The organism is Amylibacter sp. IMCC11727 (assembly GCF_029854195.1).
GTDB lineage: Bacteria > Pseudomonadota > Alphaproteobacteria > Rhodobacterales > Rhodobacteraceae > Amylibacter.
Window position 1 is genome coordinate 2,940,926 of record NZ_CP122960.1, and the last position, 26,248, is coordinate 2,967,173.

At 55.2% G+C, this 26,248-nt stretch carries 21 protein-coding genes; 11 read left to right on the top strand and 10 right to left on the bottom strand.

Annotated features, from left to right (window positions below):
• The first annotated feature begins 9 nt into the window (after nt 1-9).
• From xdhA to QBD29_RS14820, 7 genes are read left to right on the top strand one after another with little or no spacing between them, the layout of a single operon-like run.
• Entirely contained in the window at nt 10-1,383 is a 1,374-nt protein-coding gene (gene xdhA / locus QBD29_RS14790) for a xanthine dehydrogenase small subunit (RefSeq protein WP_280098854.1), read from the top strand.
• Nucleotides 1,380-3,680, top strand: a complete 2,301-nt coding sequence (gene xdhB, locus QBD29_RS14795; protein WP_280098855.1) for a xanthine dehydrogenase molybdopterin binding subunit — start codon at nt 1,380-1,382, stop codon at nt 3,678-3,680. Before xdhA ends, xdhB begins: the two co-directional genes overlap by 4 nt.
• Nucleotides 3,671-4,600 carry a xanthine dehydrogenase accessory protein XdhC gene (gene xdhC, locus QBD29_RS14800; RefSeq protein ID WP_280098856.1) on the top strand — a complete coding sequence of 310 codons (930 nt, stop codon included), beginning with the start codon at nt 3,671-3,673 and terminating at the stop codon, nt 4,598-4,600. The genes xdhB and xdhC overlap by 10 nt, the downstream gene beginning before the upstream one ends.
• The gene (locus QBD29_RS14805) at nt 4,597-6,108 is read left to right on the top strand and encodes an ABC transporter ATP-binding protein (protein ID WP_280098857.1); all 1,512 of its coding nucleotides are present in this window, start codon (nt 4,597-4,599) and stop codon (nt 6,106-6,108) included. Before xdhC ends, QBD29_RS14805 begins: the two co-directional genes overlap by 4 nt.
• Nucleotides 6,095-7,180, top strand: coding sequence for an ABC transporter permease (locus QBD29_RS14810; protein ID WP_280098858.1), 1,086 nt, complete (start codon nt 6,095-6,097; stop codon nt 7,178-7,180). Before QBD29_RS14805 ends, QBD29_RS14810 begins: the two co-directional genes overlap by 14 nt.
• Nucleotides 7,180-8,112 carry an ABC transporter permease gene (locus QBD29_RS14815; protein WP_280098859.1) on the top strand — a complete coding sequence of 311 codons (933 nt, stop codon included), beginning with the start codon at nt 7,180-7,182 and terminating at the stop codon, nt 8,110-8,112. Before QBD29_RS14810 ends, QBD29_RS14815 begins: the two co-directional genes overlap by 1 nt.
• Nucleotides 8,113-8,169: 57 nt before the next feature.
• Nucleotides 8,170-9,243: a BMP family ABC transporter substrate-binding protein gene (locus QBD29_RS14820; RefSeq protein ID WP_280098860.1), complete on the top strand. Its 1,074-nt coding sequence runs from the start codon at nt 8,170-8,172 to the stop codon at nt 9,241-9,243.
• 239 nt (nt 9,244-9,482) lie between these two features.
• On the opposite strand, the gene QBD29_RS14825 is transcribed toward QBD29_RS14820, so the two are convergent.
• On the bottom strand, nt 9,483-10,397 hold the full coding sequence (locus QBD29_RS14825; RefSeq protein WP_280098861.1) for a DUF1444 family protein: 915 nt from the start codon (nt 10,395-10,397) through the stop codon (nt 9,483-9,485).
• 7 nt (nt 10,398-10,404) lie between these two features.
• Entirely contained in the window at nt 10,405-10,902 is a 498-nt protein-coding gene (locus QBD29_RS14830; protein WP_280098862.1) for a hypothetical protein, read from the bottom strand.
• Between the two features lie 115 nt (nt 10,903-11,017).
• On the opposite strand from QBD29_RS14830, the gene QBD29_RS14835 reads away from it, so the two are divergent.
• Complete coding sequence (locus tag QBD29_RS14835) at nt 11,018-11,812, top strand: lytic transglycosylase domain-containing protein (RefSeq protein ID WP_280098863.1); 795 nt, start codon at nt 11,018-11,020, stop codon at nt 11,810-11,812.
• A gap of 137 nt (nt 11,813-11,949) precedes the next feature.
• On the top strand, nt 11,950-13,707 hold the full coding sequence (locus QBD29_RS14840; protein ID WP_280098864.1) for a calcium-binding protein: 1,758 nt from the start codon (nt 11,950-11,952) through the stop codon (nt 13,705-13,707).
• Here QBD29_RS14840 and QBD29_RS14845 read toward each other — a convergent pair.
• From QBD29_RS14845 to QBD29_RS14855, 4 genes are all read right to left on the bottom strand, one after another.
• Nucleotides 13,697-14,758, bottom strand: a complete 1,062-nt coding sequence (locus QBD29_RS14845) for an MFS transporter (protein WP_347935924.1) — start codon at nt 14,756-14,758, stop codon at nt 13,697-13,699. The two genes, QBD29_RS14840 and QBD29_RS14845, sit on opposite strands and share 11 nt — an antisense overlap.
• The gene (locus tag QBD29_RS17315) at nt 14,737-14,904 is read right to left on the bottom strand and encodes a hypothetical protein (RefSeq protein WP_347935926.1); all 168 of its coding nucleotides are present in this window, start codon (nt 14,902-14,904) and stop codon (nt 14,737-14,739) included. The genes QBD29_RS14845 and QBD29_RS17315 overlap by 22 nt, the downstream gene beginning before the upstream one ends.
• A 287-nt stretch (nt 14,905-15,191) precedes the next feature.
• Nucleotides 15,192-16,877 (bottom strand): hypothetical protein, encoded by a 1,686-nt coding sequence (locus QBD29_RS14850; protein WP_280098865.1) that lies wholly within the window; start codon nt 16,875-16,877, stop codon nt 15,192-15,194.
• 185 nt (nt 16,878-17,062) lie between these two features.
• Nucleotides 17,063-18,301, bottom strand: coding sequence for a mandelate racemase/muconate lactonizing enzyme family protein (locus tag QBD29_RS14855; RefSeq protein WP_280098866.1), 1,239 nt, complete (start codon nt 18,299-18,301; stop codon nt 17,063-17,065).
• 272 nt (nt 18,302-18,573) lie between these two features.
• Here QBD29_RS14855 and QBD29_RS14860 point away from each other — a divergent pair, with 272 nt between their 5' ends.
• Nucleotides 18,574-20,148, top strand: coding sequence for a SulP family inorganic anion transporter (locus QBD29_RS14860; RefSeq protein ID WP_280100977.1), 1,575 nt, complete (start codon nt 18,574-18,576; stop codon nt 20,146-20,148).
• 21 nt (nt 20,149-20,169) lie between these two features.
• Here the strand turns inward: QBD29_RS14860 and QBD29_RS14865 are convergent, their stop codons facing one another.
• From QBD29_RS14865 to QBD29_RS14880, 4 genes are read right to left on the bottom strand one after another with little or no spacing between them, the layout of a single operon-like run.
• A complete protein-coding gene (locus tag QBD29_RS14865) occupies nt 20,170-21,252 on the bottom strand; it encodes a Zn-dependent alcohol dehydrogenase (protein WP_280098867.1) in 1,083 nt (360 codons plus the stop codon).
• Between the two features lie 35 nt (nt 21,253-21,287).
• The gene (gene speB / locus QBD29_RS14870; protein ID WP_280098868.1) at nt 21,288-22,232 is read right to left on the bottom strand and encodes an agmatinase; all 945 of its coding nucleotides are present in this window, start codon (nt 22,230-22,232) and stop codon (nt 21,288-21,290) included.
• Between the two features lies 1 nt (nt 22,233).
• Entirely contained in the window at nt 22,234-23,202 is a 969-nt protein-coding gene (gene speB / locus QBD29_RS14875) for an agmatinase (RefSeq protein ID WP_280098869.1), read from the bottom strand.
• 58 nt (nt 23,203-23,260) lie between these two features.
• Complete coding sequence (locus tag QBD29_RS14880) at nt 23,261-24,865, bottom strand: transcriptional regulator (protein WP_280098870.1); 1,605 nt, start codon at nt 24,863-24,865, stop codon at nt 23,261-23,263.
• 177 nt (nt 24,866-25,042) lie between these two features.
• On the opposite strand from QBD29_RS14880, the gene QBD29_RS14885 reads away from it, so the two are divergent.
• Nucleotides 25,043-26,206 (top strand): phosphatase PAP2 family protein, encoded by a 1,164-nt coding sequence (locus QBD29_RS14885; RefSeq protein ID WP_280098871.1) that lies wholly within the window; start codon nt 25,043-25,045, stop codon nt 26,204-26,206.
• Nucleotides 26,207-26,248: the final 42 nt, after the last annotated feature.

Consider the following 26,248-nt stretch of genomic DNA (forward strand, 5'->3'; position numbering starts at 1 on the left):
GTTGTTCCTATGAAAATCGAGTTTCTTCTAAACGGAGAGACCGTTTGCGTGGAAGGCGACACCCCCACGCGCACGCTTTTAGAGTATTTACGCGAAACACGGGGCCTAACGGGAACCAAAGAAGGCTGTAACGAGGGCGATTGCGGCGCCTGTTCTGTCATGGTCACAGATGGCGATGGGGCCAAGGCACTTAACGCCTGCATCCTGTTTCTTCCCCAACTTCACGGCAAATCCATCCGCACCGTCGAAGGGCTCGCCGCCCCCGATGGCACGCTGCACCCCGTGCAATCCGAAATGATCGACCACCACGGCTCGCAATGCGGGTTCTGCACCCCTGGCTTCATCATGTCTATGGCCGCCGCCCACCAAAACGGCGACACGAACCACGATGACACTTTGGCCGGAAACCTCTGCCGCTGCACGGGCTACGCCCCGATCATTCGCGCCGCAGAGGCCGCAGAAAAACAGGCCAAACCAAAGCACCTCAAGGCCGACAAACCAACCAAAACCCAAACGCTGCAATCGCAAAATGCCTTCGTCCCGAAATCCTCTGACGAGCTTGCCGATTGGTACGTTGAAAACCCCACCGCCACCCTGATCGGCGGGGCAACGGATGTGGGCCTCTGGGTCAACAAAGACTTGGCGGAACTCTCCCCCGTTGCCTTTGTCGGCCAAATCGAAGACCTGCGCGGCATCGAAGTTTCAGATGGCCGCATGGCCATCGGCGCATCGGTCACGCTGTCCCAACTCCACACCGCTGTGGCCAAGAAATACCCCAGCCTTGCAGAACTCATCCGCCGTTACGGCTCTACCCAAGTGCGCAACGCGGCCACCATCGGGGGCAACATCGCCAACGGCTCCCCCATCGGGGACAGCCCACCCGCGCTCATCGCCCTTGGCGCACAACTCTACCTGCGCCGCGGCGATGATTTTCGCAACATGGCGCTTGAGGATTTCTTCATCGCCTATGGCGAACAAGACCGCCGCGACGGCGAATTCGTCATCGGCATCGCCATTCCCGACCAGCCCGACAACCTGCGTTGTTACAAAATAAGCAAACGCTTTGACCAAGATATTTCGGCGCTTTGCGGCTGCTTCAACATCACACGCACGGGCGAAAAAATCACAGACGCTCGCATCGCATTCGGCGGCATGGCCGCCACCCCCAAACGCGCCACCGCCGTGGAAACCGCGCTTATCGGCCAACCGTGGACCCAAGACACGATCACCACCGCCATGGCAAAATTCGCGCAAGATTATCAACCCATCAGCGATGCGCGCGCCTCGGCCACCTATCGTGCTCAAACCGCGCAAAACCTGCTGCAACGGTATTTCGATGAAACCCAAGGACACGCCACCAACGTGCTAGAGGTGGCGCCATGACCGTCCACAAACCCACCCCGCATGATGCTGCAAAACTGCACGTCACAGGGGCCGCCCGCTACACCGACGACATTCCAACACCTGCCAACTGCCTGCACCTCGCATTTGGCTTGTCAGACGTGGCTCACGGAAACATCACGTCTGTAAACCTCAAAGACGTCCGCGCATCCGAAGGCGTCATCGACGTCCTCACCGCCGATGACCTACCCGCCGCCAACGATGTCTCCCCGTCCAACCACGACGAACCCCTGCTGGCAGATGGCTCCGTCCACTTCGTCGGCCAACCGATCTTCCTCGTTGTCGCCACCTCCCACCTGCTGGCGCGAAAAGCGGCGGCAAAGGGTAAGGTAAAGATCAAAGCGCTGCCCGCCGTCCTCTCCATCGACGATGCAATTGCCGCAGACACAAAATTCGAAGACCCGATTATCTTCGCCAAAGGCGACGCCGCAGACGCTATCAAAAACGCCGAACACACCCTTTCAGGATCATTCGAAATCGGTGGCCAAGAACATTTCTACCTCGAAGGCCAAGCCGCCCTCTCTGTCCCGAACGAAGGCGACATCACGGTCCATGCCTCCACCCAGCACCCAACCGAAATCCAGCACAAAGTGGCAGAAGCGCTTGGCGTGCCCTTCCACAACATTCGCGTCGAAACACGCCGCATGGGTGGCGGGTTCGGCGGCAAAGAAAGCCAAGGCAATAGTCTTGCGTGCGCCACAGCCATTGTCGCAGCCAAACACGGGCGTCCCGCTAAAATGCGCTATGACCGCGATGACGATATGGTCATCACCGGAAAACGCCACGATTTCCGAATTGATTACACTGTCGGTTTTAACGGCGCTGGCTTTATCGAAGGCATAGAATTTACCCAATATTGCCGCTGCGGCTGGGCCCAAGACCTCTCGCTCCCCGTGGCAGACCGGGCAATGCTGCACGCCGACAACGCCTACCACCTGCCAAACGCGAAAATCACCTCGCACCGCCTCAAAACCAACACCGTGTCCGCCACTGCCTTTCGCGGCTTTGGTGGCCCACAAGGTGTCATCGGCATTGAACGGGTCATCGACCACATCGCCCACACGCTCGATGTGGACGCCAGCTACATTCGCACCGCCAACGCCTATGCGAATAAATCGCGCAATGCAGGCCAGATCACACCCTACCACATGGAGGTCACAGACTCCGTCACCGATCAAATCATGATCGAGCTGTTGGAAAAATCCGAATACTCCAAACGGCGCGAACAGGTGAAATGGTTCAACCACGAAAACCCGCGCCTCAAACGCGGCCTCGCCATTTCGCCTGTGAAATTCGGTATTTCTTTCACCCTCACGCACCTGAACCAAGCAGGCGCGTTGGTGCATGTGTATTCCGACGGGTCCATCCACCTAAACCACGGTGGTACGGAAATGGGCCAGGGCCTGTTCACCAAAGTCGCACAAGTGGCCGCCACTGTTCTCGGAACGCCGCTCGACGCGGTGAAAATCACCGCAACCGACACGGCCAAGGTTCCAAACACCTCCGCCACCGCCGCCTCTTCTGGCTCTGATCTGAATGGTATGGCGGTGAAAGCAGCTTGTGAAACCATCAAAGGGCGGCTGACCGATTTCGCCGCCGAACACTTTAACACACCCGCCGATCAAATCGAATTCGGCAAGGGTATGGTCCAAATCGGCAAACAGGAAATCTCTTTCTCTGACCTCACCGCCCTCGCCTATCAAAACCGCATTTCCCTATCCTCCACTGGCTTCTACGCCACGCCTAAAATCCAGTGGGACCGCAAGGCTGGCAAAGGTCGCCCCTTCTTCTACTTTGCCTATGGCGCAGCCGTGACCGAAGTGGTCATCGACACCTTAACGGGCGAAAACCGCATCCTGCGCACAGACATCATCCATGACGTGGGCAAGTCCCTGAACCCCGCCATCGACATCGGCCAAGTCGAAGGCGCATACGTCCAAGGTGCGGGCTGGCTCACCACCGAAGAGCTGGTTTGGGACGACAAAGGCGTGTTGAAAACCCACGCCCCCAGCACCTATAAAATCCCCGCCTGTTCGGATCGCCCCGATGTGTTCAACGTTTCCCTCTGGGACAAAGGCGAAAACGTTGAGGACACGATCTACAAATCCAAAGCCGTGGGCGAACCCCCCTTCATGCTCGGCATTTCCGCCTTCCTCGCTTTGTCCGATGCGGTGGCTGCCACAGGTGACGGTTCGATTTACCCAGACCTCCAAGCCCCCGCCACCGCCGAGGAAATATTAAAGGCCGTTGCACGCCAAAAAGGTCAGACATGGGGCTAAATCTGTCAGACCTTCGCGATGCAATCGCCCAACACGGCCCGCTCACCCGCGTGCTGATCGCTGATCATCAGGGTTCCACCCCACGCGAAGCTGGTACATCCATGCTGGTCTGGGCAGATGGCCAATCAGGAACCATTGGTGGCGGCGCATTGGAACAACAAGTCACCGATTTCGCCCGCACGATCAGCAAACCCACCGCGCTCAACATCCCACTTGGCCCCGCCCTTGGCCAATGCTGCGGCGGCAATGTCGCGGTGGTCTTTGAACCTTTTACGCTCGACACACTCCCCCCCGACACGGGGCCCTACATTCGCAAAATCAGCGGATCATCCGAACAACCTCTCGCGTTCAAACGCCTACTAAAATCCCTGCGCAATTCAGGCCAAGCCCCGAGCCTCATCTGGCTTGGCGGTTGGCTCCTTGAACCCCTCACCGAGCCCAAAACGCCGCTCTGGCTTTACGGCGCAGGTCACGTGGGCCGCGCCATTGTCGATACACTCGCCGACATGCCGTTTGAAGTGACATGGATCGACACCAGCGCGGATCGGTTCCCCAGCTACATCCCGCCCCATGCCAACTATTTGATCGCACAAAACCCGACGGATGCCGTGAAACACGCCCCCGCCAATGCGCATCATCTGGTGCTAACATACTCTCACGCGCTTGATCTGGACCTGTGCCATGCGATTCTCTCGCGCGATCACGCCAGCCTCGGTTTGATCGGCTCCAAAACCAAACGCGCCCGATTCAGCAGCAAATTATCCGACCTCGGCCATTCATCTGCACAAATTGCCAGCATGATTTGCCCAATTGGCCAACGCGACCTCGGGAAAACACCCAAAGCCATTGCCATTGGTGTTGCCGCCGAATTACTAAAAGCAAGCGCCACGCAGTCTGCCAACCAAAGGGCCACAGCATGACCCCACTTTTGCATCTTTCAGGCCTGACCAAAGCCTATCCTGGCGTCATCGCCAACGACGATGTCGGTTTTGAAATCCAACCGGGCGAGGTTCACGCGCTCCTAGGGGAAAACGGCGCAGGCAAATCCACGTTGGTGAAAATGATCTACGGCCTCGTGCGCCCAGACAGCGGCGAAATGCGCCTGCATGATCAACCCTTCACCCCATCCGAACCCCGCGAAGCCCGCGCCTCTGGCGTTGCAATGGTGTTCCAGCACTTTTCTCTGTTCGAGGCCCTCACCGTGGCCGAAAACATATCCCTTGGTATGGAAAACCCACCCGAAAACGCGGCACTTTCCGCACAAATCACCGAAGTTTCGGCAAACTATGGCCTGACGCTCGACCCAAACCGCCGTGTCGGCGATCTCTCTGCAGGGGAGCGTCAGCGCGTCGAAATTGTGCGCTGCCTTTTGCAAAACCCAAAACTCCTGATCATGGACGAACCCACATCCGTTCTCACGCCACAAGAGGTGGACATCCTGTTCCAAACCTTGCGCAAACTGCGCGATGAAGGAACGTCGATCCTCTACATTTCCCATAAACTCGAAGAAATCCGCACCATCTGCGACAACGCCACAATCCTGCGCTTGGGCAAAGTGGTCGGCACCTGCGTTCCATCAGAAGAAACACCAAAAACCATGGCCGAAATGATGGTCGGGACCGAACTGAAAACCCCGTCAAAACGTCCCTACACCCCTGGCCCGAGCCTTCTCGATGTCAACGACATGTGGCTGCAAAGCGCCGATCCTTTCGGCACGTCCCTGCGCGACATCACCTTTTCTTTGCACGCAGGCGAAGTCCTCGGCGTTGCAGGGGTGGCAGGCAACGGCCAAGATGAACTGTTGCTTGCGCTATCAGGCGAAGAACGCGTCAGCCCTGACGCGATCAAACTCAAGGGCGAAAACATCGGCAACATCGGCCCAAACCAACGCCGCCAACTCGGCCTGTTGGCCGCACCCGAAGAACGGCTCGGCCATGCCGCCGCCCCTGATATGTCACTCACCGAAAACGCATTGTTAACAGGCCACACGCGCCAGCGCCTCACGAACAAAGGCTTCGTCAAATGGCAGGCCACCCGCAATTTCGCCCGCGCCATCATCGAAAAATTCGATGTGCGCACACCAGGCACAGAAAATGCGGCGAAATCCCTGTCAGGCGGCAATCTGCAGAAATTCGTCATCGGGCGTGAAATCATGCAACGCCCTGATGTGCTCGTGGTGAACCAACCCACTTGGGGCGTCGATGCCTCTGCCGCCGCCTTCATCCGCGAGGCCATCCTCGAGCTGGCCGAACAAGGCGCGGGTGTTTTGGTCATCAGCCAAGACCTAGACGAGTTGATGGAAATATCAGACACATTCGCCGTGCTGTCAGAGGGCCGCCTCTCGCGCGTCCGCTCAGCAGCTGGTGTCACAATCGAAGAAATCGGCCTGTTGATGGGCGGAACGGAGGTCGATCATGCTGCGGCTTGAACAACGCCCTGAACCATCCCGCGCGATGGTCATTGCCACGCCAATCATTGCAGTAATCGCCACAATGATCGCGGGCGGCATTATGTTTGGCATCCTTGGGACCAACCCATTCACCGCCATTCGCATCATCTTTTGGGACCCCATCTTTAACGATGTGGTCGCCAGCTACACGCGTCCGCAGCTGCTGGTCAAAGCGGCCCCACTGATCCTGATGGCCATCGGCCTGTCCTTTGGTTTCCGCGCCAATGTGTGGAACATCGGGGCCGAAGGCCAGTTCATCATGGGGGCCATCGTGGGCGGAGGAACTGCCCTCGCCCTATATCCATATGAAAGTTTTATCATCTTCCCGCTGATTATTCTCATGGGCGCAGTCGGTGGGTTTCTCTGGGCCATGATCCCCGCCCTGTTGAAAATCAAATTCAACGCCAACGAAATCCTCGTGTCTTTGATGCTGGTCTATGTGGCGGTGAATTTCCTCTCGGCTATGGTCACAGGCCCAATGAAATCCCCTGTCGGCATGGGCTTCCCAGAGTCGCGCAATTTCAATGAATACGGCTCTGCATTTAACGCAGAGCTGATCTCAAACACGGGTCTACATTTTGGTGTCATCGCCATGATGGCCGCCGTGATTGTCGGCTACATCGCGCTCACCCGTCACTTGTTCGGCTTTCAAATCCGTGTCTCAGGCCAATCCGCCCGCGCCTCGAAATTCGCAGGGGTCAACCCCAACGTCACCATCGCGCTCTGCCTTGGTATCTCGGGCGCACTTGCAGGGATGGCGGGCCTGTTCGAAGTCACGGGCCCCGCAGGCAAACTCTCCACCAACTTCCCGCTCGGCTATGGCTTCACCGCCATCATTGTGGCGTTCCTTGGTCGCCTCAACCCCATCGGCATCCTACTCGCGGGCCTCTTGATGTCCCTGACCTACATCGGGGGTGAGCTGGCACAGTTCCAGTTGCAAATCCCCGCCGCCGCGATCCAAGCGTTCCAAGGTATGCTCCTCTTCTTCCTGCTTGGCGTCGATATCCTCATCAACTTCCGCGTTCGGCTAAAAAGTAAGGGAGTCGCATAATGGACCTCTCCGCAATCTCCCCCATAACCCTGATCGTGTCGCTCATGGCGGCCTCCACCCCGATCCTGCTCGCCGCGCTCGGCGAACTCGTTGTGGAAAAATCAGGCGTCCTCAACCTCGGCGTTGAAGGCATGATGATCATCGGCGCGGTCTGCGGATTTATCGCAGCCGTCACAACAGGCTCCCCATGGCTCGGCTTCATCTTTGGCGCGCTCTGCGGCGCGGCGCTGTCGATGATCTTCGCGATCCTCACCCAATACCTGATGGCAAACCAAGTGGCTTCTGGCCTCGGCCTCACCATGTTCGGCCTCGGCTTTGCAGCACTGCTCGGTCACAAATACTCAGGCATCAAGCCACCCAAATTCGAAAGCCTCGACCTTCCCGTTCTCACCGACCTGCCCGTTATCGGCCCACTTTTGTTCAGCCATGACCCAATGGTCTATATCTCTGTGGCGATGGTCTTTGCTGTTTGGTATTTCCTCAACCGCACCCGCGCAGGGCTCGTTTTACGCGCTGTGGGGGAAAACCACGATGCCGCGCACGCGCTGGGATACAAAGTCATCCGCATCCGCCTTGCCGCCATCGCCTTTGGCGGCGCAATGGCGGGCATGGGCGGCGCATACCTCTCGCTGGTCCGCGTCCCGCAATGGACCGAAGGAATGACAGCAGGCGCAGGCTGGATCGCACTCGCCCTTGTGGTCTTCGCCAGCTGGAAACCTGGCCGCGCATTGATCGGCGCATATCTCTTTGGGGGCGTCACTGTCCTACAACTCAACTTGCAGGCGGCAGGTTTGTCGATCTCCCCTGCATATTTGTCGATGACTCCCTACCTCGTTACCATTATTGTCCTCGTCGTAATGTCAGCGGACAAAGCACGCGCCAGCCTGAATGCACCTGCATCACTGGGTAAGCTGTTTCACGCAACGACATAACCGTTATAACAAGAACCATCGCCGCTCGCGCGATACAACACCAACTAGGAGACCCCTATGAACCTCATCAAAACACTGCTTGCTGGCGCTGCCCTTGCCACAGGCTTGGCGGGCGCTGCCCACGCCGAAGACCCGCTCAAAGTCGGCTTTATCTATGTTGGCCCAACAGGCGATTTCGGCTGGTCCTATGAACACGACCAAGGCCGCAAAGCCGTAGAAGAAGCGCTTGGCGACAAAGTTGAAACATCTTTCGTTGAATCCGTGCCAGAAGGCGCAGACGCAGAACGCGTGATGACACAAATGGCGCTGTCAGGTCACAAACTGATCTTCACAACGTCCTTCGGCTACATGGACCCAACCATCAACGTTGCGAAAAAATTCCCAGACGTGAAATTCGAACACGCCACTGGCTTTAAACGCGCCGACAACGTGTCCACATACTCCGCTCGTTTCTATGAAGGCCGCACAGTCATCGGTCACATCGCGGGGCACATGACCGAAACAAACACAATCGGCTACATCGCGTCCTTCCCAATTCCAGAAGTGATCCGTGGCATCAACGCGTCCTACCTTGCCGCGAAAAAAGTGAACCCAGACGTGAAGATGAAAATCGTTTGGGTCTACACTTGGTTTGATCCAGGCAAAGAAGCAGACGCGGCAAACGCCCTGATCGAACAAGGCGCCGACATCATCATGCAGCACACGGATTCCCCTGCTGCTATGACCATCGCCGAAGAAAAAGGCATTTATGCCTTTGGCCAAGCGTCTGACATGAAACAGTTCGGTCCAAACGCACGCCTGTCTTCCATCATTGATGACTGGGCTCCTTACTACATCGCCCGCACCAAAGCGGTTCTCGATGGCACATGGGAAAGCACAGACACATGGGACGGCATCGCACCTGGCATGGTTGCCATCGGTGAGTTTTCCGACAAAGTTCCTGCTGACGTTCAGGCCTCCGCCAACGCGATCATCGAAAAGCTGAAGTCAGGCGAAATGCACTCCTTCACTGGCCCAATCAACAAACAAGACGGTTCTGCATGGTTGGCCGAAGGCGAACGCGCTGACGACGGCACATTGGCCACAATGAACTTCTACGTTGAAGGCATTGAAGGCGACGTTCCGAACTAAGGAATATGCTCAAGAAAATAGAAAGCCCCGCACGGTGCAAACCGCGCGGGGCTTTTTTGTAAAACGCTCGGAATCAAGGAAAGCCCGCCGAGCATCACTCACCCGCCCCTTGGGCGGGTGATTTCGCAACGCAGTTGTACCAAAGGAACATAGAAGACGTGCGCACCAAAAAAGGGTTCCAAAGCCAATCGCTTCCCCATCCGCGGTCAGCTGCTGCTCGACTGTACAACAACAGTCACCTAACGCGAAACCTTCCACCCATCGGCATGGCGAACATACAATTTATCCGACAGCGGATAAGATCCATCTTCGAGAATTTTTCCGTGTATATCCAAAATCGCCTGCCTGCTCTTAAGACTGACATCTAGCGAATAAACAACAACGTCACGCGTTGGCACTATCATATAAAACGCACCTGTTCGCTCAAAAAGTCGGTCCCAAAACTTGGTGTCCAGCAGGAAACTTGCCTCGTAAGTTCCATCATAGAACAACGCCTTTAATCCACGTCCCAAGTCTTCAATCTGAGGTTTCTCTTTTAGGTTACGCAAACCTCGATCAATCAGATTGTCCCGTGTAAACCCACTGCCCGCTAACTGACTTTCCACAAGATACTCGATAGTGGTGGGCGTATCTAAGGCAACAAAGATGTGTAAATCTCCCACAAATGGTTTGCTAACAACTGAATTGCTAAGATCATTTGCTTGGGTCTTCAAACTTTCGTGTCTCACAAGCGTCCTAATTGAACTCAGATCTCTTGCGCTAAGTTGGGCGGCAATGTCTGCACCCCCTGTAAATGACGTGTTCAACGTTTGCATGTGAAAGGTGAATTCTTCAAAGCGCTCCAGCTCGCTCTCAGCTCCTCGAAGCTTCTGAAACAAATTGTCAGGAAAAACTGTGATCTCACTTCCTGACTTTGTAAACACTGACAAACTATTGTCTGCTTTGTTCAGGGTGACAGACTTCACGTCTTCACGTCCCTCCAAATTCGATTTCATCAAGTTAAGCGTTTCCAAATAACTTTGCACATTCAGCGTGTCTGCCTGTGCAGCGCCCACCACCGTAAGGAGCAGACAAATCACCAAAAACCTTTTCAAACCTAACCTCATATACAACAAGATAATTTGTCCACCAGATCTATTCAATAAGACGAGCATTCACCCCTCACCGCCCCAAAACCATCGCCACCTTTGCCCCAATCAACCGCCCAAACAGCGCCATCGGAAACCGCTGATACCGAGGCGCGTCATCCTCAAACGGCAGATCACTGTCGCGCCATTTCAAATTTGTGCGCATTTCCACAGGTGGTGTTTCCCCGCCAAACGCATTTCGAAACGTCGAAACCCAATGTCCGCGTTTGTACTTCAAATACATCGCCGTGTTACAGCACCCCGCCACATATCGTTTCGTCGGCGACTTAGCTTTCAACGCATGGCCTACCAGCAATTCTGCCCCCTTCACACACCGATACCGATCATCGCGATAGGTCAGGTAATCCCCGCCTCCGTCCGCGCTTAACGCAGGTTTGGCATCTGGCAGCGCCTCGATTATGCGGCCGCCTGCCTGACAATCATCACAGTAACAAACACCCGCCACAATCGGCGCGCCAGTGGCTTCAAACTGAACTTGCCCGCAGGCACAGGTTTGCGTTCTGACATTCATCGTATGCTCCTTTTTCCCAAAGCAAACACAGCGTACCTTTCAACACAAGCGATCTCGCCACTTTCCCTTTCGCAAATTCACGATATGATCTCCCCAGATACTTTAGGGGACCATCATGTTACTACGCAGCATCATTTTCAGCACAGCCATCCTTGCCACCGCACCCGCCTTCGCCGCCACCTGCGGCAACACCAGTGCTGGGTTTAGCACGTGGAAAAAAGAATTCGCAGCCGAAGCCAAAAAGGCAGGGGTGAAAAAACGCGGGCTGAATGCGCTCGCCAACGCGCAATACGCGACAGGCACGATTAAGGCCGACCGCAACCAAAAGTCGTTTAAATTCACACTCGAAAAATTCATGAAAGTGCGCGGCGCAAATGCCATCGTTTCCAAAGGCAAAAGTCGCAAAGCCAAAAGCGCCAGTTTCTTCAACTCCCTCGAAAAGAAATACGGTGTACCAGCGGGCGTCATCCTTGCCATTCACGGCATGGAAACAGGCTTTGGCGGGTTCATGGGCAACTCCCAAGTGGTCTCTGCCATCACCACGCTCACCTATGATTGCCGTCGCTCTGATTTCTTTAAACCCCACGCCATTGGCGCGTTGAAACTGGTGGATCAAGGCTCCATCACAGGGGCCACCAAGGGCGCGAAACACGGCGAATTGGGGCACACACAATTCTTGCCAGGCAACGCCCTAAAATACGGAGTAGACGCCAGTGGCGATGGCCGTGTGGACCTTTACAACCAAGCAGACGCGCTGGCCTCTACCGCCAACTTCCTGCGCCAAAAGGGTTGGAAACCGGGTAAGGGTTATCAACAAGGCGAACCGAATTTCAAAGTGATCAAGCAATGGAATGCCGCAGGTGTGTACCAAAAAGCCATCGCCATCATAGCAAAACGCATTGATGGATAAAAAACAGCGGCGTTCCACAACCTGAAATAGAATCCAAGCTAAATCCTTAACACACTGTTAACGCTCTAAACTTAAAAAACGGTTAAATGTTCGTGCCTGCTTCTGTTTTTGCCGCAGGCTCAAAAGGTGTGGAGCATATGTCGACGACCGTTTGGCAAGGGGATTTGACAACAACGCAGACTGTTGCGTCACAGTCGAGCTATATCCTCGCCTCTGACAGCTCGATCACCAGCGCCCCTGCCATTTCGGGCGATGCCTCTGTCACCGATGTCGACATCGAAATCCTCGGCGTGATCAATGCCACCGCCACCGCCATTGATCTGCAAGGAAACGCGGCCAACCAATCTGCCCACCACATCACCATTGGCTCCAACGGCAACATCGCGTCCAACACGGGCCACGCCATCTGCACATTCGGCTGGGGGAACCTCATTACCAACAACGGATCGCTCACCTCGGCGCAACAAACAGCTGTTATCTTTCACGCCTCTGCCGCGCAGCAAACCAACACGTTGCACAACACCAATGTCATCCACTCCACATCGGGCATGGGAGTCGTATTTAACGGCACGGCCATCGCCACGGATTACGCTGTCCTGACCAACAGCGGCACTATCACCGCCGATCTGCATGCCGTACGCAACAATTACACCCGCCTCACGCTCGATAATTCTGGCACAATCTCATCCACCACAGGCGCTGGCATCTACGCACTCAACGGCGCAGAGGCCGCACAGATTATCAACACAGGGTCACTATCGGGCACAACAGCCATCATCATGATCGGCAACGGCGCCCTATCGGTAAACAACACCGGCACACTCACCGCCACCGCAGGCATCGCCATTCAAAAACAACAAGGCAGCGGAACCGTCATCAACGGCGGCACAATCACGGGCGATGTGCTGTTTGGCGCAGGGTTTGATCGCGTTGACAACACAGGGCTGATCGACGGGGATATCACGCTCAGCTTTGGCAACGATGTCTACACCTCTACCCCAACAGGCAGCGTATCTGGCACCATCTATGGCGGTGGCGGGCAGGATAAACTGACCACTCACACAGATGACGTGTTGTTCGGTGGCCAAGGCGACGACAGCTTTTTCATCCACCACAACGCCGCCCAAACCAACGGCGGTGATGGCATCGACACGATCACAACATCCGTCGATTTTACCCTTGATGCCTCCAGCGAAAATCTTGTCATCGCAAACGAAACGGGCCAACGTGGCGAAGGCAACGCCTTGGACAACACACTCACAGGGGACACGGGCGCGGATGTTTTGCTCGGCCACGCTGGCGCAGATATCATCTATGGCCATAACGGCCACGACACCCTTTTTGGCAACGATGGCAAAGACCGCCTGTTTGGCGGCAATGGCAACGATTACCTCAAAGGCCACGCCGGAAACGATTCCCTTACAGGGGCCAAAGGCAACGACACACTGCTCGGCAATGACGGCAAAGATCGACTCTACGGCGGCAACGACGACGATGTTCTAAAGGGCGGCAACGGCAAAGATCGCCTTTATGGCAGTTCGGGCGATGACACGCTCACAGGCGGGTCTGGCCGCGACAAACTCAGTGGGGGCAGCGGTGCGGATACTTTCATCTTTAACACTCTTGCCGACAGCGGCGACCTTCGCGCCACCGCAGACCGCATCACCGATTTTGAAAGCGGGATCGACACGATTGACCTCTCAAACCTGTCCAACAGCACCTTCACACTGAACACCACAGGCCCGCTATCAGGCTCAGGTTCAGCGGAAATCGCACTCGATATCACCACCCTGCACACCTATTTGTCCATCGACATAGACGGGGACGGCAGCAAAGACATGGTGATCCGCCTCAGCCACTTTCACGGCATCTCGGAAACAGATTTTATCCTGTGATCCGCTTGCCATAGCCCCACATGATGCGAATAGCGATTAGCATCAACAGCGCCGACAAAACAAACGGCGCCCCTGGGAATGTGAACATCCAGCCTTCATCACTGAACACCCAGAACAGACCAACCATCACCGACGGCGCCAGAATGGACGCAATCGCACGCACCGAACTGACCACGCCCTGCAATTCCCCTTGCGCATTGTCAGGCACCGCACGGCTCATGATCCCTTGCATCGCGGGCCCAGCCAACATGCCAAGCGCGCTCAGCGGCAGCAGTGCAAAAATCACCCAAGTGGCAGGGGCAAAGGCGATGCCCACAAACGACAGAAACTCCATCGACAGGCCCAAAACGGCGGTGCGTTGTTCCCCCAATCGCGGGATCACCACGCGGATTAGCACCCCTTGCGACAGCGCCATCATCGCCCCAAACGCGCCGAGCGATAGGCCAACAACCCAATTTTCCCAACCGAACATCGCAAACGTAAAAAACGCCCAAGTAGAGGGGTATACAATAAACGCGAACTCTTGAAAAAAGAGAACTACTAACAAACGCGTTTGCCCGGCAAACTGGCTCACCTGCGCGATAGCCCCCCACGGCAATGCACGATGCCATTCAAAAGTGCGGCGGTTCTTCTCGTTCAAAGTCTCTTCAAATGCCAAGGCGCCATAAAGCGCAATGGCTCCCGCCAAAACAGCCGCTACAAAGAACGGCGCACGCGGTCCCCATTCAGCGGCAAACCCACCGATGACAGGCCCCAGAATAAACCCAATGCCAAAGGCCGCGCCCAGCAATCCGAAATTCGCGCCCCGCTCTTCGGGCTTTGACACATCCGCAATCACTGCGCTGGCCGTGGAATGGTTCGCCGCCGTGATTCCGCCCAAAACACGCGCCGCCAGCAACAGCCAAATCGACCACGCAATCCCCATCAACACATAATCCACTGCCATTACAGACAGGGACACCAAAAGCACTTTACGTCGCCCAAATCGGTCCGACAGATTTCCGATCAGCGGCCCAAACAAAAACTGCATCAGCGCGAAAACGGTGGACATAATCCCCCCCAAATCGCCGCATTCGCCAAAGTGGACCCGCCCAGATCTAGCATTAGATCATCCATCACAGGCATAATCAGACCAATGCCAATCGCATCAATCATCACCGTCAACAGGATGAAATAAACCGCACGTGTGTTGGACATGGAAATAATAACCTTAAACTCAGTAGGGGGAAACTAGACCCAGAGAGCACTGCTTACAAGAGGGATATTTTTTAGGCGAGAACAGCTAAAAAATACCCCAAAGCGCGCCAGCGCCATGCCCGACCTCCCCCACGGGAGGGCATTCCGCCAAAATGACAGCGAAAGGCGAAATGTAAGGAGTACAGCAACCTTGCAACGAGCCGCAGCATCTCCCGAGGTCGGGCATGACGTTGTCACACCCGCCCCCCAAATATCCCGTAGGGCGGGCTTAAGCCCGCCAAAGCCCATCAAATCGGCCAAGGAATGTTTTTAAAGATCGCCAACAACTGCTCGAAAGCCACGCGCGTTTGCACGGGCAGGAACACGTAACTCACACCTGCCACCCCTGCCGTTTTTGCAGTTATGTCCAGAGCTTTATCGCCGACCTGTCCCGCCACCTGCAAAGATCGCAGTGACAATCGCACCAAAGTAACCGCAAGCGCCTTCGCTTTTTTGTTAAACTTGGCCAACTTCGCTGGATCAACGTCGCTGTCAGCTGCATCCAACTTCGTCGCCTCCAGTGTGATTTCATCCAATCGGCTTTTTAAGACAGCAGCATCATTTTCATCCAACTTAGGAATATTGTCTGTCTCGCTTTCCAGCACACCTGAAAATGCTGACTTCAATGCTTCTGATATCGATGATGGGGTTGCATCCGCATCAATCTCAACTTTGTCCAAATGACCAGTTCGTGCCAAGGCGGCTGCAAAGTAGTGCCGCATCAATTCAAAATGCTGCTCAACCAACCGCTCCAACTGAGATTGCAATCGGTCGCCGATCACATCCGCGATCCAGCTGTCCAAACTCGCCTCATGCAAATCCGTTCCAGAGAACATCAGCAATCGCGGGCGCAGATCGCGCAAAGGGCGTTTAACTTCACCTGCATAGTCCTGCAACTCACGTCGAAACCCCTCGTCGATTTGCTTGGTTTCCAGCGACGCCAACAATCTCTCTGACTTACTGCGGAGCAGTTCAAGAAGTTCAGAAATGTCTTTTTGAAGCCGTTCATCCTCTAGGTCAGAAAGGTCACTTGGAAAAGGAACCATCCGCATAAGGTTTTTTAAATCGTCATAGCTAAAGTCCGCCAATGCCGAACGCAGGATGGATGTGTCCAAAATTGTTTCGACATTCCCTTCGCTCTTTGCTGGTTTTGGATTGCCATCAGCCTCCGCAAAAATCCCAGCAATCACCCCATTGGTGTAGGCGACATCATTTTCGCGCCAATCCTCATCAGGGATAAGCGCTACCTTTTCTAACACTTTACGCGACAACAATTTGCCGTCGCGAAAACCTTCATAAATTGGATACCAAACCTCCCAATGCTCTCCTCGCGCTGTCAGTTTTGTTTTCACCTCGGCCCATTGTTTCGACACCTGATCAGGCACGCCGTCAACCCATAGCGATGTTCCCATCAACCCAACAGGTGACAGACCTTGGGATAATGCCTTTAAATCGGATCGAATAACTGACCAGTAAACAGCGGAATTTGCTGCGACAATGGCTGCGGCATCAGAAGCATCAGAAGCAGCTATGGCGGCCTGGGTGGCTGCGACGATGGCCGCATCGGCGCTGACCGCATCAGTGGCCTTGGCGGCAGCGTGGGCGGCAGCGGCGGCTGGGGAAACATCGGCGTCATTGGTAACAGCCGCACCGATGGCCGCATCGACGGCTGCATCGACAGCGGCGTAGGCACCATCGACGACAATCTTGATTTCAGGGGTTGGCCATGTGCTAGCAACTGCGGCAATTAAGTTTGCACGTTGCCCAGTAAGAATCAAACGTGTCCAGTTGTCTTCCCAAACGCTATTAATAACCAACATTGGCCACATGCGCAGAGCGACACGCGCAGCGATCACCTGCGCCACCTCTTCGGGCTGCTCCAGTAAATACGTCTCTAGCGTCGCCCGATCCACAACCTCCGAAATCTCAACCAAACCGCCACTCCTTCCACCCTCAATTTGGCCACTCCCTGTGCCCATATCAACCAAACCCGTTGCGCAAATCGTTAACGCGTCATTCCACCAAACTTGCTGGCGTAAAGCTGGCTGGTTTGCGGGGTGGTTTGCATCCTCTTAACAAAGTCCTACCCCAGCGTGTCTTAACGCACCGTGCGCCCGCTTCAGTCCTCGACGGGCGGGGCCCCGCCAGCAAAGGCATTGGCTTGATCATATCGCGGAGCCGCTTCCTGCATTTCCAGATGCAATCCCTCCCCCGTCCAAGGGTTCGCACGGGCCAAATCTTCGTCAAACTCAATGCCCAGTCCTGGGGCGGTTGGGGCCACGATATACCCGTTATCCCATTGAATTGTATGCTTAATCAGGTCGAGATGAAACGCCCCACCGGTCTGAATGGTCTCCGCCATCAGCAGGTTTGGAATGTTCGCCGCCAGTTGAATATTCGCCGCCCATTCCACGGGTCCCGCATACAAATGCGGTGCCATTTGGGCGTTATACACTTCGGCAATGGCGGCGATCTTTTTGGTCTCTAAAATCCCACCAGACCGCCCCAACGCGGGTTGCAAAATAGTTGCCGCACCCGACCGCAAGACAGGCGCAAATTCTGCTTTGGAAACAAGGCGTTCACCCGTTGCCACAGGGATGCGAACCGCGCGCGCCACCTTGGCCATTTCCTCGATATTGTCAGGCGGGATCGGCTCTTCAAACCACAAGGGGGAATAGGGTTCCAGCGCCTGCCCCAAACGGATCGCCCCCGCCGTTGAAAACTGCCCATGCGTTCCAAACAGCAGGTCCGCCTTATCGCCAACCGCCTCGCGGATCGCCTTACAAAACGCCACCGATTGCGCGATATCGCCCATCGCAGGCATATGCCCCCCCCGCATCGTATAGGGTCCTGCGGGATCAAATTTCACTGCCGTAAACCCTTGATCCACAGCGGCTTTTGCACTTTCAGCCGCCATCTCGGGAGACGACCAAAACGCCGTAATTTCATGATGCTCCATCGGATAGAGATAAGTATAAGACCGTATCCGCTCGTTCATCAGCCCGCCCATCAGCGCGTAAACGGGCCGATCATGGGCCTTGCCCAAAATATCCCAACAGGCAATTTCCATCCCCGAAAACGCGCCAATGGTCGTCGGATCAGGTCGCTGGGTAAAGCCAGACGAATACGCACGGCGGAACATAAGCTCAATGTTTTCAACATTCTCCCCCATCATATGACGTTCAAACACATCTTTTATCACCGCACACATCGCCTCGGGTCCCACCGCTGCGGCATAGACCTCGCCGTAGCCGACAATGCCATTATCCGTGGTGAGTTTGACGAAAATGAAATACCGCCCGCCCCAACCGGGTGGACGGTTTCCAACCACAAAAATCTCAAGATCGGTCAGCTTCATGAAACGGCTCCTTTTTTTCATCACCCTGACGGGGGTCCGCAGATTTTTCCAGCCCGTTTACGAACTCTTAGTCGTTTTCTGCTAACTCTTTCGTATCGTCGACTGTCTCGGCGCGTTCGACCAATTTTTCACCACTCAATCCACAGGCGTCGCCACGGCAAACCCCGAAACAGACTAGACCTTTGCCTGCGAACGGCCTATTGCACGGCCAAACTCATGCAGGATGACGCTTCGTGACCAAACGCACACCCATTTCCGATTTCGCCGCTAATTTGCGTAACAATTCGTATTTCTCGCACCCGCGGGAACTGAACTTGCCGCAAACCCGCACCGATATCCTGTCGGGCCTAACCGTTGCATTGGCGTTGGTTCCCGAAGCTGTCGCTTTTGCTTTTGTTGCTGGTGTTGATCCGCTGGTCGGCCTGTACGCCGCATTCATCGTTGGCTTGATCACTGCCGCGTTTGGCGGGCGTCCTGGCATGATTTCTGGGGCAACGGGTGCGCTGGCGGTTGTTATGGTCTCGCTCGTGGCAGATCACGGCGTGCAGTATCTGTTCGCCACGGTCGTCCTGATGGGGATTTTACAAATTGCTGCGGGTATTTTCCGCCTTGGTAAATTCATCCGCATGGTGCCACACCCTGTGATGCTTGGCTTTGTAAACGGCCTCGCCATCGTTATTTTCTTGGCGCAAATGGAACAGTTCAAGGTGCCAGATGGCGAAGGGCATCATGAATGGATGTCGGGCAGCACGCTTTGGATCACGCTTGCGCTGGTTGCGGCCACGATGGCCATTATCTGGGTCACGCCGCGCCTGACCAAGGCATTTCCCGCACCGCTTGCCGCCATTGGTATCATCGCTGCGGCGGTTATTCTGTTCGATGTTCCCGTCCCACGCGTTGGCGACTTGGCTTCTGTTGAAGGCGGCTTGCCAGCTTTCGCAATTCCATCCGTTCCGCTCACGCTCGAAACACTGTGGATCATCCTGCCTTACGCAGTGATCCTCGCGGCCATTGGCCTGATCGAAAGCCTGCTTACCCTCAACCTTGTGGGTGAAATCACCAACCAGCGGGGCGGCGCATCAAAAGAATGCCTCGCGCAAGGGGCCGCAAATACGGTCACAGGTTTCTTTGGCGGCATGGGCGGCTGTGCCATGATCGGCCAGTCCATGATCAACGTAAACTCTGGCGGTCGCGGGCGTCTGTCTGGCATTTCCGCGGCGCTGTTCCTGCTTGCCTTTATCCTGGTGGGCAGCAGCATTATCGAACTGATCCCACTGGCCGCATTGGTGGGCGTGATGTTCATGGTCGTCATTGGCACCTTCGCATGGCAATCCCTTAAAATCCTTGCCCGCGTACCCCGCGCCGATGCCTTCGTGATTATTCTCGTCACCGCGGTAACCGTTGCAGAAGACCTCGCCATTGCGGTTGTGGTTGGCGTCATCGTGTCCGCACTGGTTTACGCATGGAACGCCGCCTCACGCATTTCCGCAACCGCGCATCCATCCAAATCTGAACCGGGCGCACGGGTTTACGATATCGAAGGCCCCCTGTTCTTTGGCTCTGCCACGCGGTTCCAAGAATTGTTCAAACCTGCAGATGATCCAGACACAGTCATTCTCGATTTCGCGGGGTCACGGGTTGTGGACCAATCCGCTTTGCAAGCGATTGAAGCGGTGGCAGAAAAATACGACGCGGCAGGCAAACGCCTGATGCTGCGCCACCTGAGCCAAGACTGCCACCAACTGTTGAACAAAGCAGGGCAATTGATGGTCGATACAGACGATGATCCAGATTACCGCTTGTCAGTGGATTACGATGTACAATTGGGCCGCATCGGGAGCCACTAACCCCGACGCAACCCAACTGTATTAATCAAAGACGATCACGTTGCGGCGGGATTTACCTGCCTTAGTGTCTTCAATTGCTTCGTTGATTTGATCGAGCGAGTAGCGGTTCGAAATCAGCTCATCAAGCTTCAGTCGGCCCTGTTTGTACTGTTCGATCAGCCACGGAATATCCCGTTTCAAAACGGTTTCGCCCATCAAAGATCCTTTGATCGTTTGGCTCAGGGCCGTAATCATCACGGGTTCATAACTGGCGAATTGCCCTGATGGGGGCATCCCCACCATGATCACTTCGCCGCGCGGGGCAAGGTAATCGGTGGCGGTTTCAAACGCTTTGATCGCCCCAACGGTCACAAACACATAATCCACACCGCGCCCACCAGTGGCCGCCTTTACCTTGTCTACTACATCCGCGTCCGTTGCCTTGATCGCGTGGGTTGCGCCAAATTCCAGCGCGCCATCGAGTTTGTCGTCTTCCAAATCCAGCGCAACGATGGTGACACATCCGCTCAGTACGGCCCCTTGGATTGCGTTCAAACCGACGCCCCCAGCACCGATCACCGCAACCGTGCTGCCAGGCCGTGCCCCCGCTGTATTAGTGACCGCCCCAAGCCCTGTGATCACACCACAAGACAGCAAGCTCGCCACATCCATGGATAGATCTTCTGGGATCGAAACAATCTGACTTTGATCCACCACAACGCTTTCGGCAAACGCACCCGTGCTGATGCCGTGTTGGGCCACCTCACCATCTTTTAATCGAATGGGGGATTCTTCCACGCGGTCATAGGGCTCTTCGCAGTTCACCAAATGCCCCGATCCACAGGATGGACACGCCCCGCAGGAGCGCAACAATGTAACCAGAACAGGATCGCCAACCGCATATCCTTTGACTCCATCGCCCACTTCGGTGATGCGCCCCGCAGCTTCGTGCCCGAACACCGCGGGCAGATGCCCACCCCACGCGCCGTCTTGGGCGAAAATGTCCGAATGACAAATGGCGCAGGCTTCCAGCTTTACCTGCACTTGGCCCCGTTTCGGGGCCTCAAGCGTGATCTCTTCAATGCTCAGATCAGCGCCAAATTCACGGCAAACCGCTGCTTTCATGATGTTTTTCCCATTGTTCTTTGATGTGAGGATATTCAGCCGCCGGTTTTGACACCCGGCAAAATGCACAGCATTTCGTATAAGATATTGGCGCCAACCAGCGCGGTGTTCCCTGATGGATCATAAGGGGGCGACACTTCTACCAGATCCACACCAACGATGTTCAGCCCAGCCAAACCACGGATCAATTCCACCGCTTGGGGCGGGGTCAGGCCACAAATTTCAGGCGTCCCCGTTCCGGGCGCATAGGCAGGATCAAGGCTGTCGATATCATAGGTAATGTAACATGGCGTATCGCCGATATGTTCTTTGATCCGTGCGGCCAGCGGTGTCAGCGATTGATGCCACAGCTCCTCGGCTTGGATCACCGTAAACCCCCAACGGCGTGCCTCATCAAAATCATCTGCCGCATAACCAGTGCCACGCAACCCGATCTGAAACACTTTATTGTCCTGCAACAGACCTTCTTCATGGGCGCGACGAAACGGCGTGCCGTGCGCGATTTCTTCGCCAAACATATGTTCATTGATGTCCGCATGGGCATCCACATGAACCAGCGCCACGGGGCCGTGTTTTTTGGCAATGGACCGCAATACAGGCAGTGTCAGCGTGTGATCTCCGCCGAGCGTCATCGGGGTTACATCGTGTTTTAAAACTTCGTCATAATACTCCGTGATCCGCCGAACTGAGTCCTTCAGATCAAAGGTATTGATCGGCACATCGCCCAGATCGGCGCATTGCAAACTGTCAAACGGGGCCGCGCGGGTCCACATATTGTAGGGGCGCAGCATATTGCTTTCGGCGCGGATTTGTTTGGGACCAAACCGCGTTCCAGACCGCCAACTTGTGCCAATGTCCATCGGAATGCCGATAAAGCCAACATCCAAACCTTGTGCCGTATCCGCCGCCGGCAGGCGCATAAACGTGCCTGGCCCTGCAAAACGGGGCATCTCATTTCCACCTAACGGTTGGTTTGGCATATCAGGCTCCGAACTTTTGGCGATGCGCCCACAGGCACATCAATTCAACAGCTACATGCGCACCTGCAATCGCCGTTGCTCCGCTTACGTCATATTGTGGTGAAACCTCGACAACATCCATGCCCACCACGTTGATCCCCGCCAACCCGCGCAGAATCGCAGCGGCCTGACCACTGGACAAACCACCCCAAACGGGCGTGCCCGTGCCAGGTGCAAACGCTGGATCAAGGCAATCAATATCAAACGTCAGATAGGTCTGATGATCGCCAAGGATCGCTTTGATCTTCTCAACCACCGCCTCTGGTCCAATGCGATGCACCTCTGGCGCGTCGATGGTTGGCACGCCGAGGTTATCTGGATTTGAGGTACGAATGCCCACTTGAACAGATCGCTCAACGTCGATCAAACCTTCCTTAACGGCCTTGTAAAACATGGTTCCATGATCAATCCGATCAGGATCATCATCGACCCAAGTGTCTGAATGCGCATCAAAATGCAAAAGCGATAGGGGGCCATATTTCTCTGCGTGCGCCTTAAGAATGGGATAGCTGACATAATGATCCCCCCCGATCGACAAACACGCCGTGTTCGTGGCCAGAATACCGGCAATGTGGTTTTGCAGTGCTTTGGGAAACTCCCAAATTTTCGCATGATCGAATGCCACATCGCCGTAGTCCACAACGTTGAACTCGACCATCGGGTCCACATCCCACCCATAGGGCGCATCAGGGGATTGCAATGCGCTCGCTTCACGTACCGCGCGAGGACCGAGCCGCGTACCAGGGCGGTTTGTAACCGCACAATCAAACGGAATGCCTGTTACTGCCAGATCCGCATCCGATAAATCCTTGGTATAAGTGCGCCGCAGGAACGATGTGGCCCCCGCATAGGTTGCTTCAAACGAATTGCCTTTGTGACCTTCTCGCGTGAACGCCTCGTCAATGACCTTAGCTGCATCTTCCAGTGCCATATGCTGTCTCCCTTGTTCGAAAACAGCATTTGCACAACGAATGCAAAACGCAAGCGGCCTAAGGCTCTTCTACAGGAAAATTCAACAAATTCGCGCGGCGCAACGTGCGCACGGGATAGGTTTCATCAAACTTGAACCGTTCGAGCGAAAAATCAGGTTCCAACCGTTTCAGCGCGGCCACCATTTTCCACATGTTTTCGCGATCCCCCATGTGCGCATAAAGCGCCAAAAGGTGCCGCAAAGGGGGGCGGAAATTTGGGGTCACTCGGGCCGCGGATTCCCCGAACTGAATGGCCTCTTCGTATCGACCAGACGCAATACAACTGATGCAATGAAACGTATCCCACCAATGATGAAAGCTTGACCGTCCCGCAAGATCGGTCGCTTTTTTCGTCAATTGATAGGCTGTTTCAGCATCTCCTTCCCACATGTTTGCGCTGGCCAGGGACGATAGGGAAAACGCACCCGAAAGGTTTGGATCAAGCTGCTGACTGGCCACAGCATTGGCGGCGCCTAAATCGGTAAACATCAACACTTGCACCTGATTGACCAACGCTTGCACCAATGGGTTGTCCCCATCCATTTCCAACGCTTTTCGGTTCAACCCTTCGATCATTTCCAAATCGGATGACCTGTTCGTGCTGAGCAGTTCAGTCAGTTGAATGGTTTTCAAAAGACTTTGCCACGCCAAGAAAAGGCCGTTTTGATCAATGTCATACGCGCTGCGCAACAAACGATCAGCCACATCCAATCGGCTGGCTTCAAAGGTTTCCATTTCGCGCACAGCCCGACGCGCCATCGCGGCAGAGGCCAGCTCGGGCCGTTCTGACGGGAAAGTATTGGCCATTGCATCCAGCGTTTTTTCCGCTGCTTCAACCGTGATGTCTGCCAGCAAATCTTCGGTGGCGGCGCGCATCGAACTGGCATCGACCTGCGCTTTTTGGGTGTGTAAAACGCGGCCCGTTTGCGCATGGGTTAGACGGATGAACGCCAGACTTTGCCCACCTTCTTCGGCCACTTGCGCATCAATTTCAATTTCCGCCGCATCCTGATCGGTTTCGGCCATGCGCACATTTACGTGCCGCCATGCTCGAACCTGTTCGGCAATATTTTGGCCGATCTGGTTGGCCAAAACATCGCCCAAAATACCAGACGCCCCAGTGTTTGGATCGCTCGTGCGTGTGCGCAAAACCAATCCTTTGTTGCGGGCAACCAATGCTGATTTACGTCGGTCAAATGCGCCGCGCACTTCTTGCAACCACCCTTCAAATGCGGTGTCGCGCACCAACAATCCTTCGAGCAACTCACGCCCTTTATGGGTCGTGCCATCAAAGTCGTCGTAATCTACTGAGACCAACTCTGGGTCGAGCCGCACCGTTGATCGATCGACAATGAAACAATCCGTATGGTCGCCCAACGCGCGACGAATTTGGGTCAGTTCTTGGCGCAGGCTTTGCCCCGCTTGCTCGGGCGCACGGCCACTCCACAACTTCTCTTCCAAAAACCTTCGGGGTCTGGATTTGCCATCTGTCAGCGCAAGAATCGCCAACAACGCGCAAGCTTTTGAACCCTTTGGCGTCAGCGGTGTTGCGTCTGGCCCCAACACTTGAAATGGACCAATCGCCTGAATTTTGATCAACTTTGAAACCTTCCCCTCACTCACCTTATGGTTTTCCTAGGACCCCCAAATGGCGAATATGCTCATCCCTTAGTAGCAAACTAGCAGGTCTTTTTTGTAATTTGTGAAAAAATCGTCAAATTTGTTGTCTTAGATGCTGAAAAATTGACAAGCGCATCGGATGCTCTTTCAATCAAATTATAGATAAAAGGAGTTTCTCACATGGCTGTTTTCACCCCACAAGGACCCCAAGGTCCTCAGGGCCCGCAAGGGCCACAAGGTCCGCAAGGCCCACAAGGACCGCAGGGCCCACAAACCCCGCAAGGACCCCAAGGTCCACAAGGCCCACAGGGGCCCCAAGGATATGCTGGAAATCCCTATGCAGGCACGGCGCTGACTACCACCCGTGATGGAACGCAACGTTTTTGGGATGGTACGCCAACACGGCCCGTGTCCTATCAATCGGGCAATGGCAGCAGCGCAGAACGGCAATGGAAAACCTTCAAAAAAATGGGCGCTTATCCCCGTTCTGCTGCCATTCTGGCAGAGATCATGGGGCTCATCCGCGTCGATGATACGGTGGAACACAACACCGCCGGAATCAGTTTTGTGGGCGCTGGCATGAATGAACCCATTGTGAATCTGTCCCGCCCAAGCCTGAGCGATTTTGAAACACAGCTGCATTACCTGCGCGCGGCGGCAGACCTGCGGTTTGATCGTCAGGCGGAAATTGAAACCCAAATCGGCGATTTGACCCCATTCTTTGGCGCGCTCAGCTATCTGTCGAGCAGCAGCAACAAATGGACGCTCGAAGTTTACGCGTTGATCCAACGCACCTGCCAAGTGTGCGAGATGCGTTTGAAACAGCTCTTTGATTGTCCCCGCCCCATCGCGTTTGCGCAAGAGGTGCAGCCAATGATCCAGACCCCAGGGCATGGCACTTGGCCAAGCGGACACGCGACCGAAGCCTTTGCTGCAGCCACATTGATGGCTTATCTGACGGATCCGAATTACAAAAACCCCGTCAAAGGTGTGCGCGATCAGTTGCCAGCCTATCGTTTGGCGGCCCGCATCGCGTTGAACCGCACAGTGGCAGGGGTGCATTTCCCCACAGACAGCGTGGCAGGTGCGGCCCTTGGGATCGGCATCGCCGAATTCATCATCAACTATTCTCGCGGCGCGAAAAAGACGTCGAGCTATGCTTTTAACGGCGGCGCATTTAAAGGCGACTTTAACCTGACCTTGCTTGGGGAAACGATGCCCCCTGACGGGTCTGGTAGCAGCAATCCAACGATCACCCGCACAGATTTTGCACTGCCGACCAAAGGTCGCACAAATCTGTTGTCAAAACTGTGGGACGCCGCCGCAGAAGAGTGGGAAGCCTAAACCGAAATGGCTGCGGGTCGTATGATCCGCAGCCATTCCTTT

Bases quoted from the DNA above. Each gene is read 5' to 3' on its own strand.
- QBD29_RS14885 (WP_280098871.1), top strand. From the start codon at position 25,043: ATGGCTGTTTTCACCCCACAAGGACCCCAAGGTCCTCAGGGCCCGCAA.
- QBD29_RS14855 (WP_280098866.1), bottom strand. From the start codon at position 18,301: ATGAAGCTGACCGATCTTGAGATTTTTGTGGTTGGAAACCGTCCACCC.
- speB (WP_280098868.1), bottom strand. From the start codon at position 22,232: ATGCCAAACCAACCGTTAGGTGGAAATGAGATGCCCCGTTTTGCAGGG.
- QBD29_RS14820 (WP_280098860.1), top strand. From the start codon at position 8,170: ATGAACCTCATCAAAACACTGCTTGCTGGCGCTGCCCTTGCCACAGGC.
- QBD29_RS14840 (WP_280098864.1), top strand. From the start codon at position 11,950: ATGTCGACGACCGTTTGGCAAGGGGATTTGACAACAACGCAGACTGTT.
- QBD29_RS17315 (WP_347935926.1), bottom strand. From the start codon at position 14,904: ATGTCCAACACACGTGCGGTTTATTTCATCCTGTTGACGGTGATGATT.
- QBD29_RS14845 (WP_347935924.1), bottom strand. From the start codon at position 14,758: ATGTCCACCGTTTTCGCGCTGATGCAGTTTTTGTTTGGGCCGCTGATC.
- QBD29_RS14815 (WP_280098859.1), top strand. From the start codon at position 7,180: ATGGACCTCTCCGCAATCTCCCCCATAACCCTGATCGTGTCGCTCATG.
- xdhB (WP_280098855.1), top strand. From the start codon at position 1,380: ATGACCGTCCACAAACCCACCCCGCATGATGCTGCAAAACTGCACGTC.
- QBD29_RS14830 (WP_280098862.1), bottom strand. From the start codon at position 10,902: ATGAATGTCAGAACGCAAACCTGTGCCTGCGGGCAAGTTCAGTTTGAA.
- QBD29_RS14865 (WP_280098867.1), bottom strand. From the start codon at position 21,252: ATGAAAGCAGCGGTTTGCCGTGAATTTGGCGCTGATCTGAGCATTGAA.
- xdhA (WP_280098854.1), top strand. From the start codon at position 10: ATGAAAATCGAGTTTCTTCTAAACGGAGAGACCGTTTGCGTGGAAGGC.
- QBD29_RS14810 (WP_280098858.1), top strand. From the start codon at position 6,095: ATGCTGCGGCTTGAACAACGCCCTGAACCATCCCGCGCGATGGTCATT.
- QBD29_RS14835 (WP_280098863.1), top strand. From the start codon at position 11,018: ATGTTACTACGCAGCATCATTTTCAGCACAGCCATCCTTGCCACCGCA.
- speB (WP_280098869.1), bottom strand. From the start codon at position 23,202: ATGGCACTGGAAGATGCAGCTAAGGTCATTGACGAGGCGTTCACGCGA.
- xdhC (WP_280098856.1), top strand. From the start codon at position 3,671: ATGGGGCTAAATCTGTCAGACCTTCGCGATGCAATCGCCCAACACGGC.
- QBD29_RS14825 (WP_280098861.1), bottom strand. From the start codon at position 10,397: ATGCTCGTCTTATTGAATAGATCTGGTGGACAAATTATCTTGTTGTAT.
- QBD29_RS14805 (WP_280098857.1), top strand. From the start codon at position 4,597: ATGACCCCACTTTTGCATCTTTCAGGCCTGACCAAAGCCTATCCTGGC.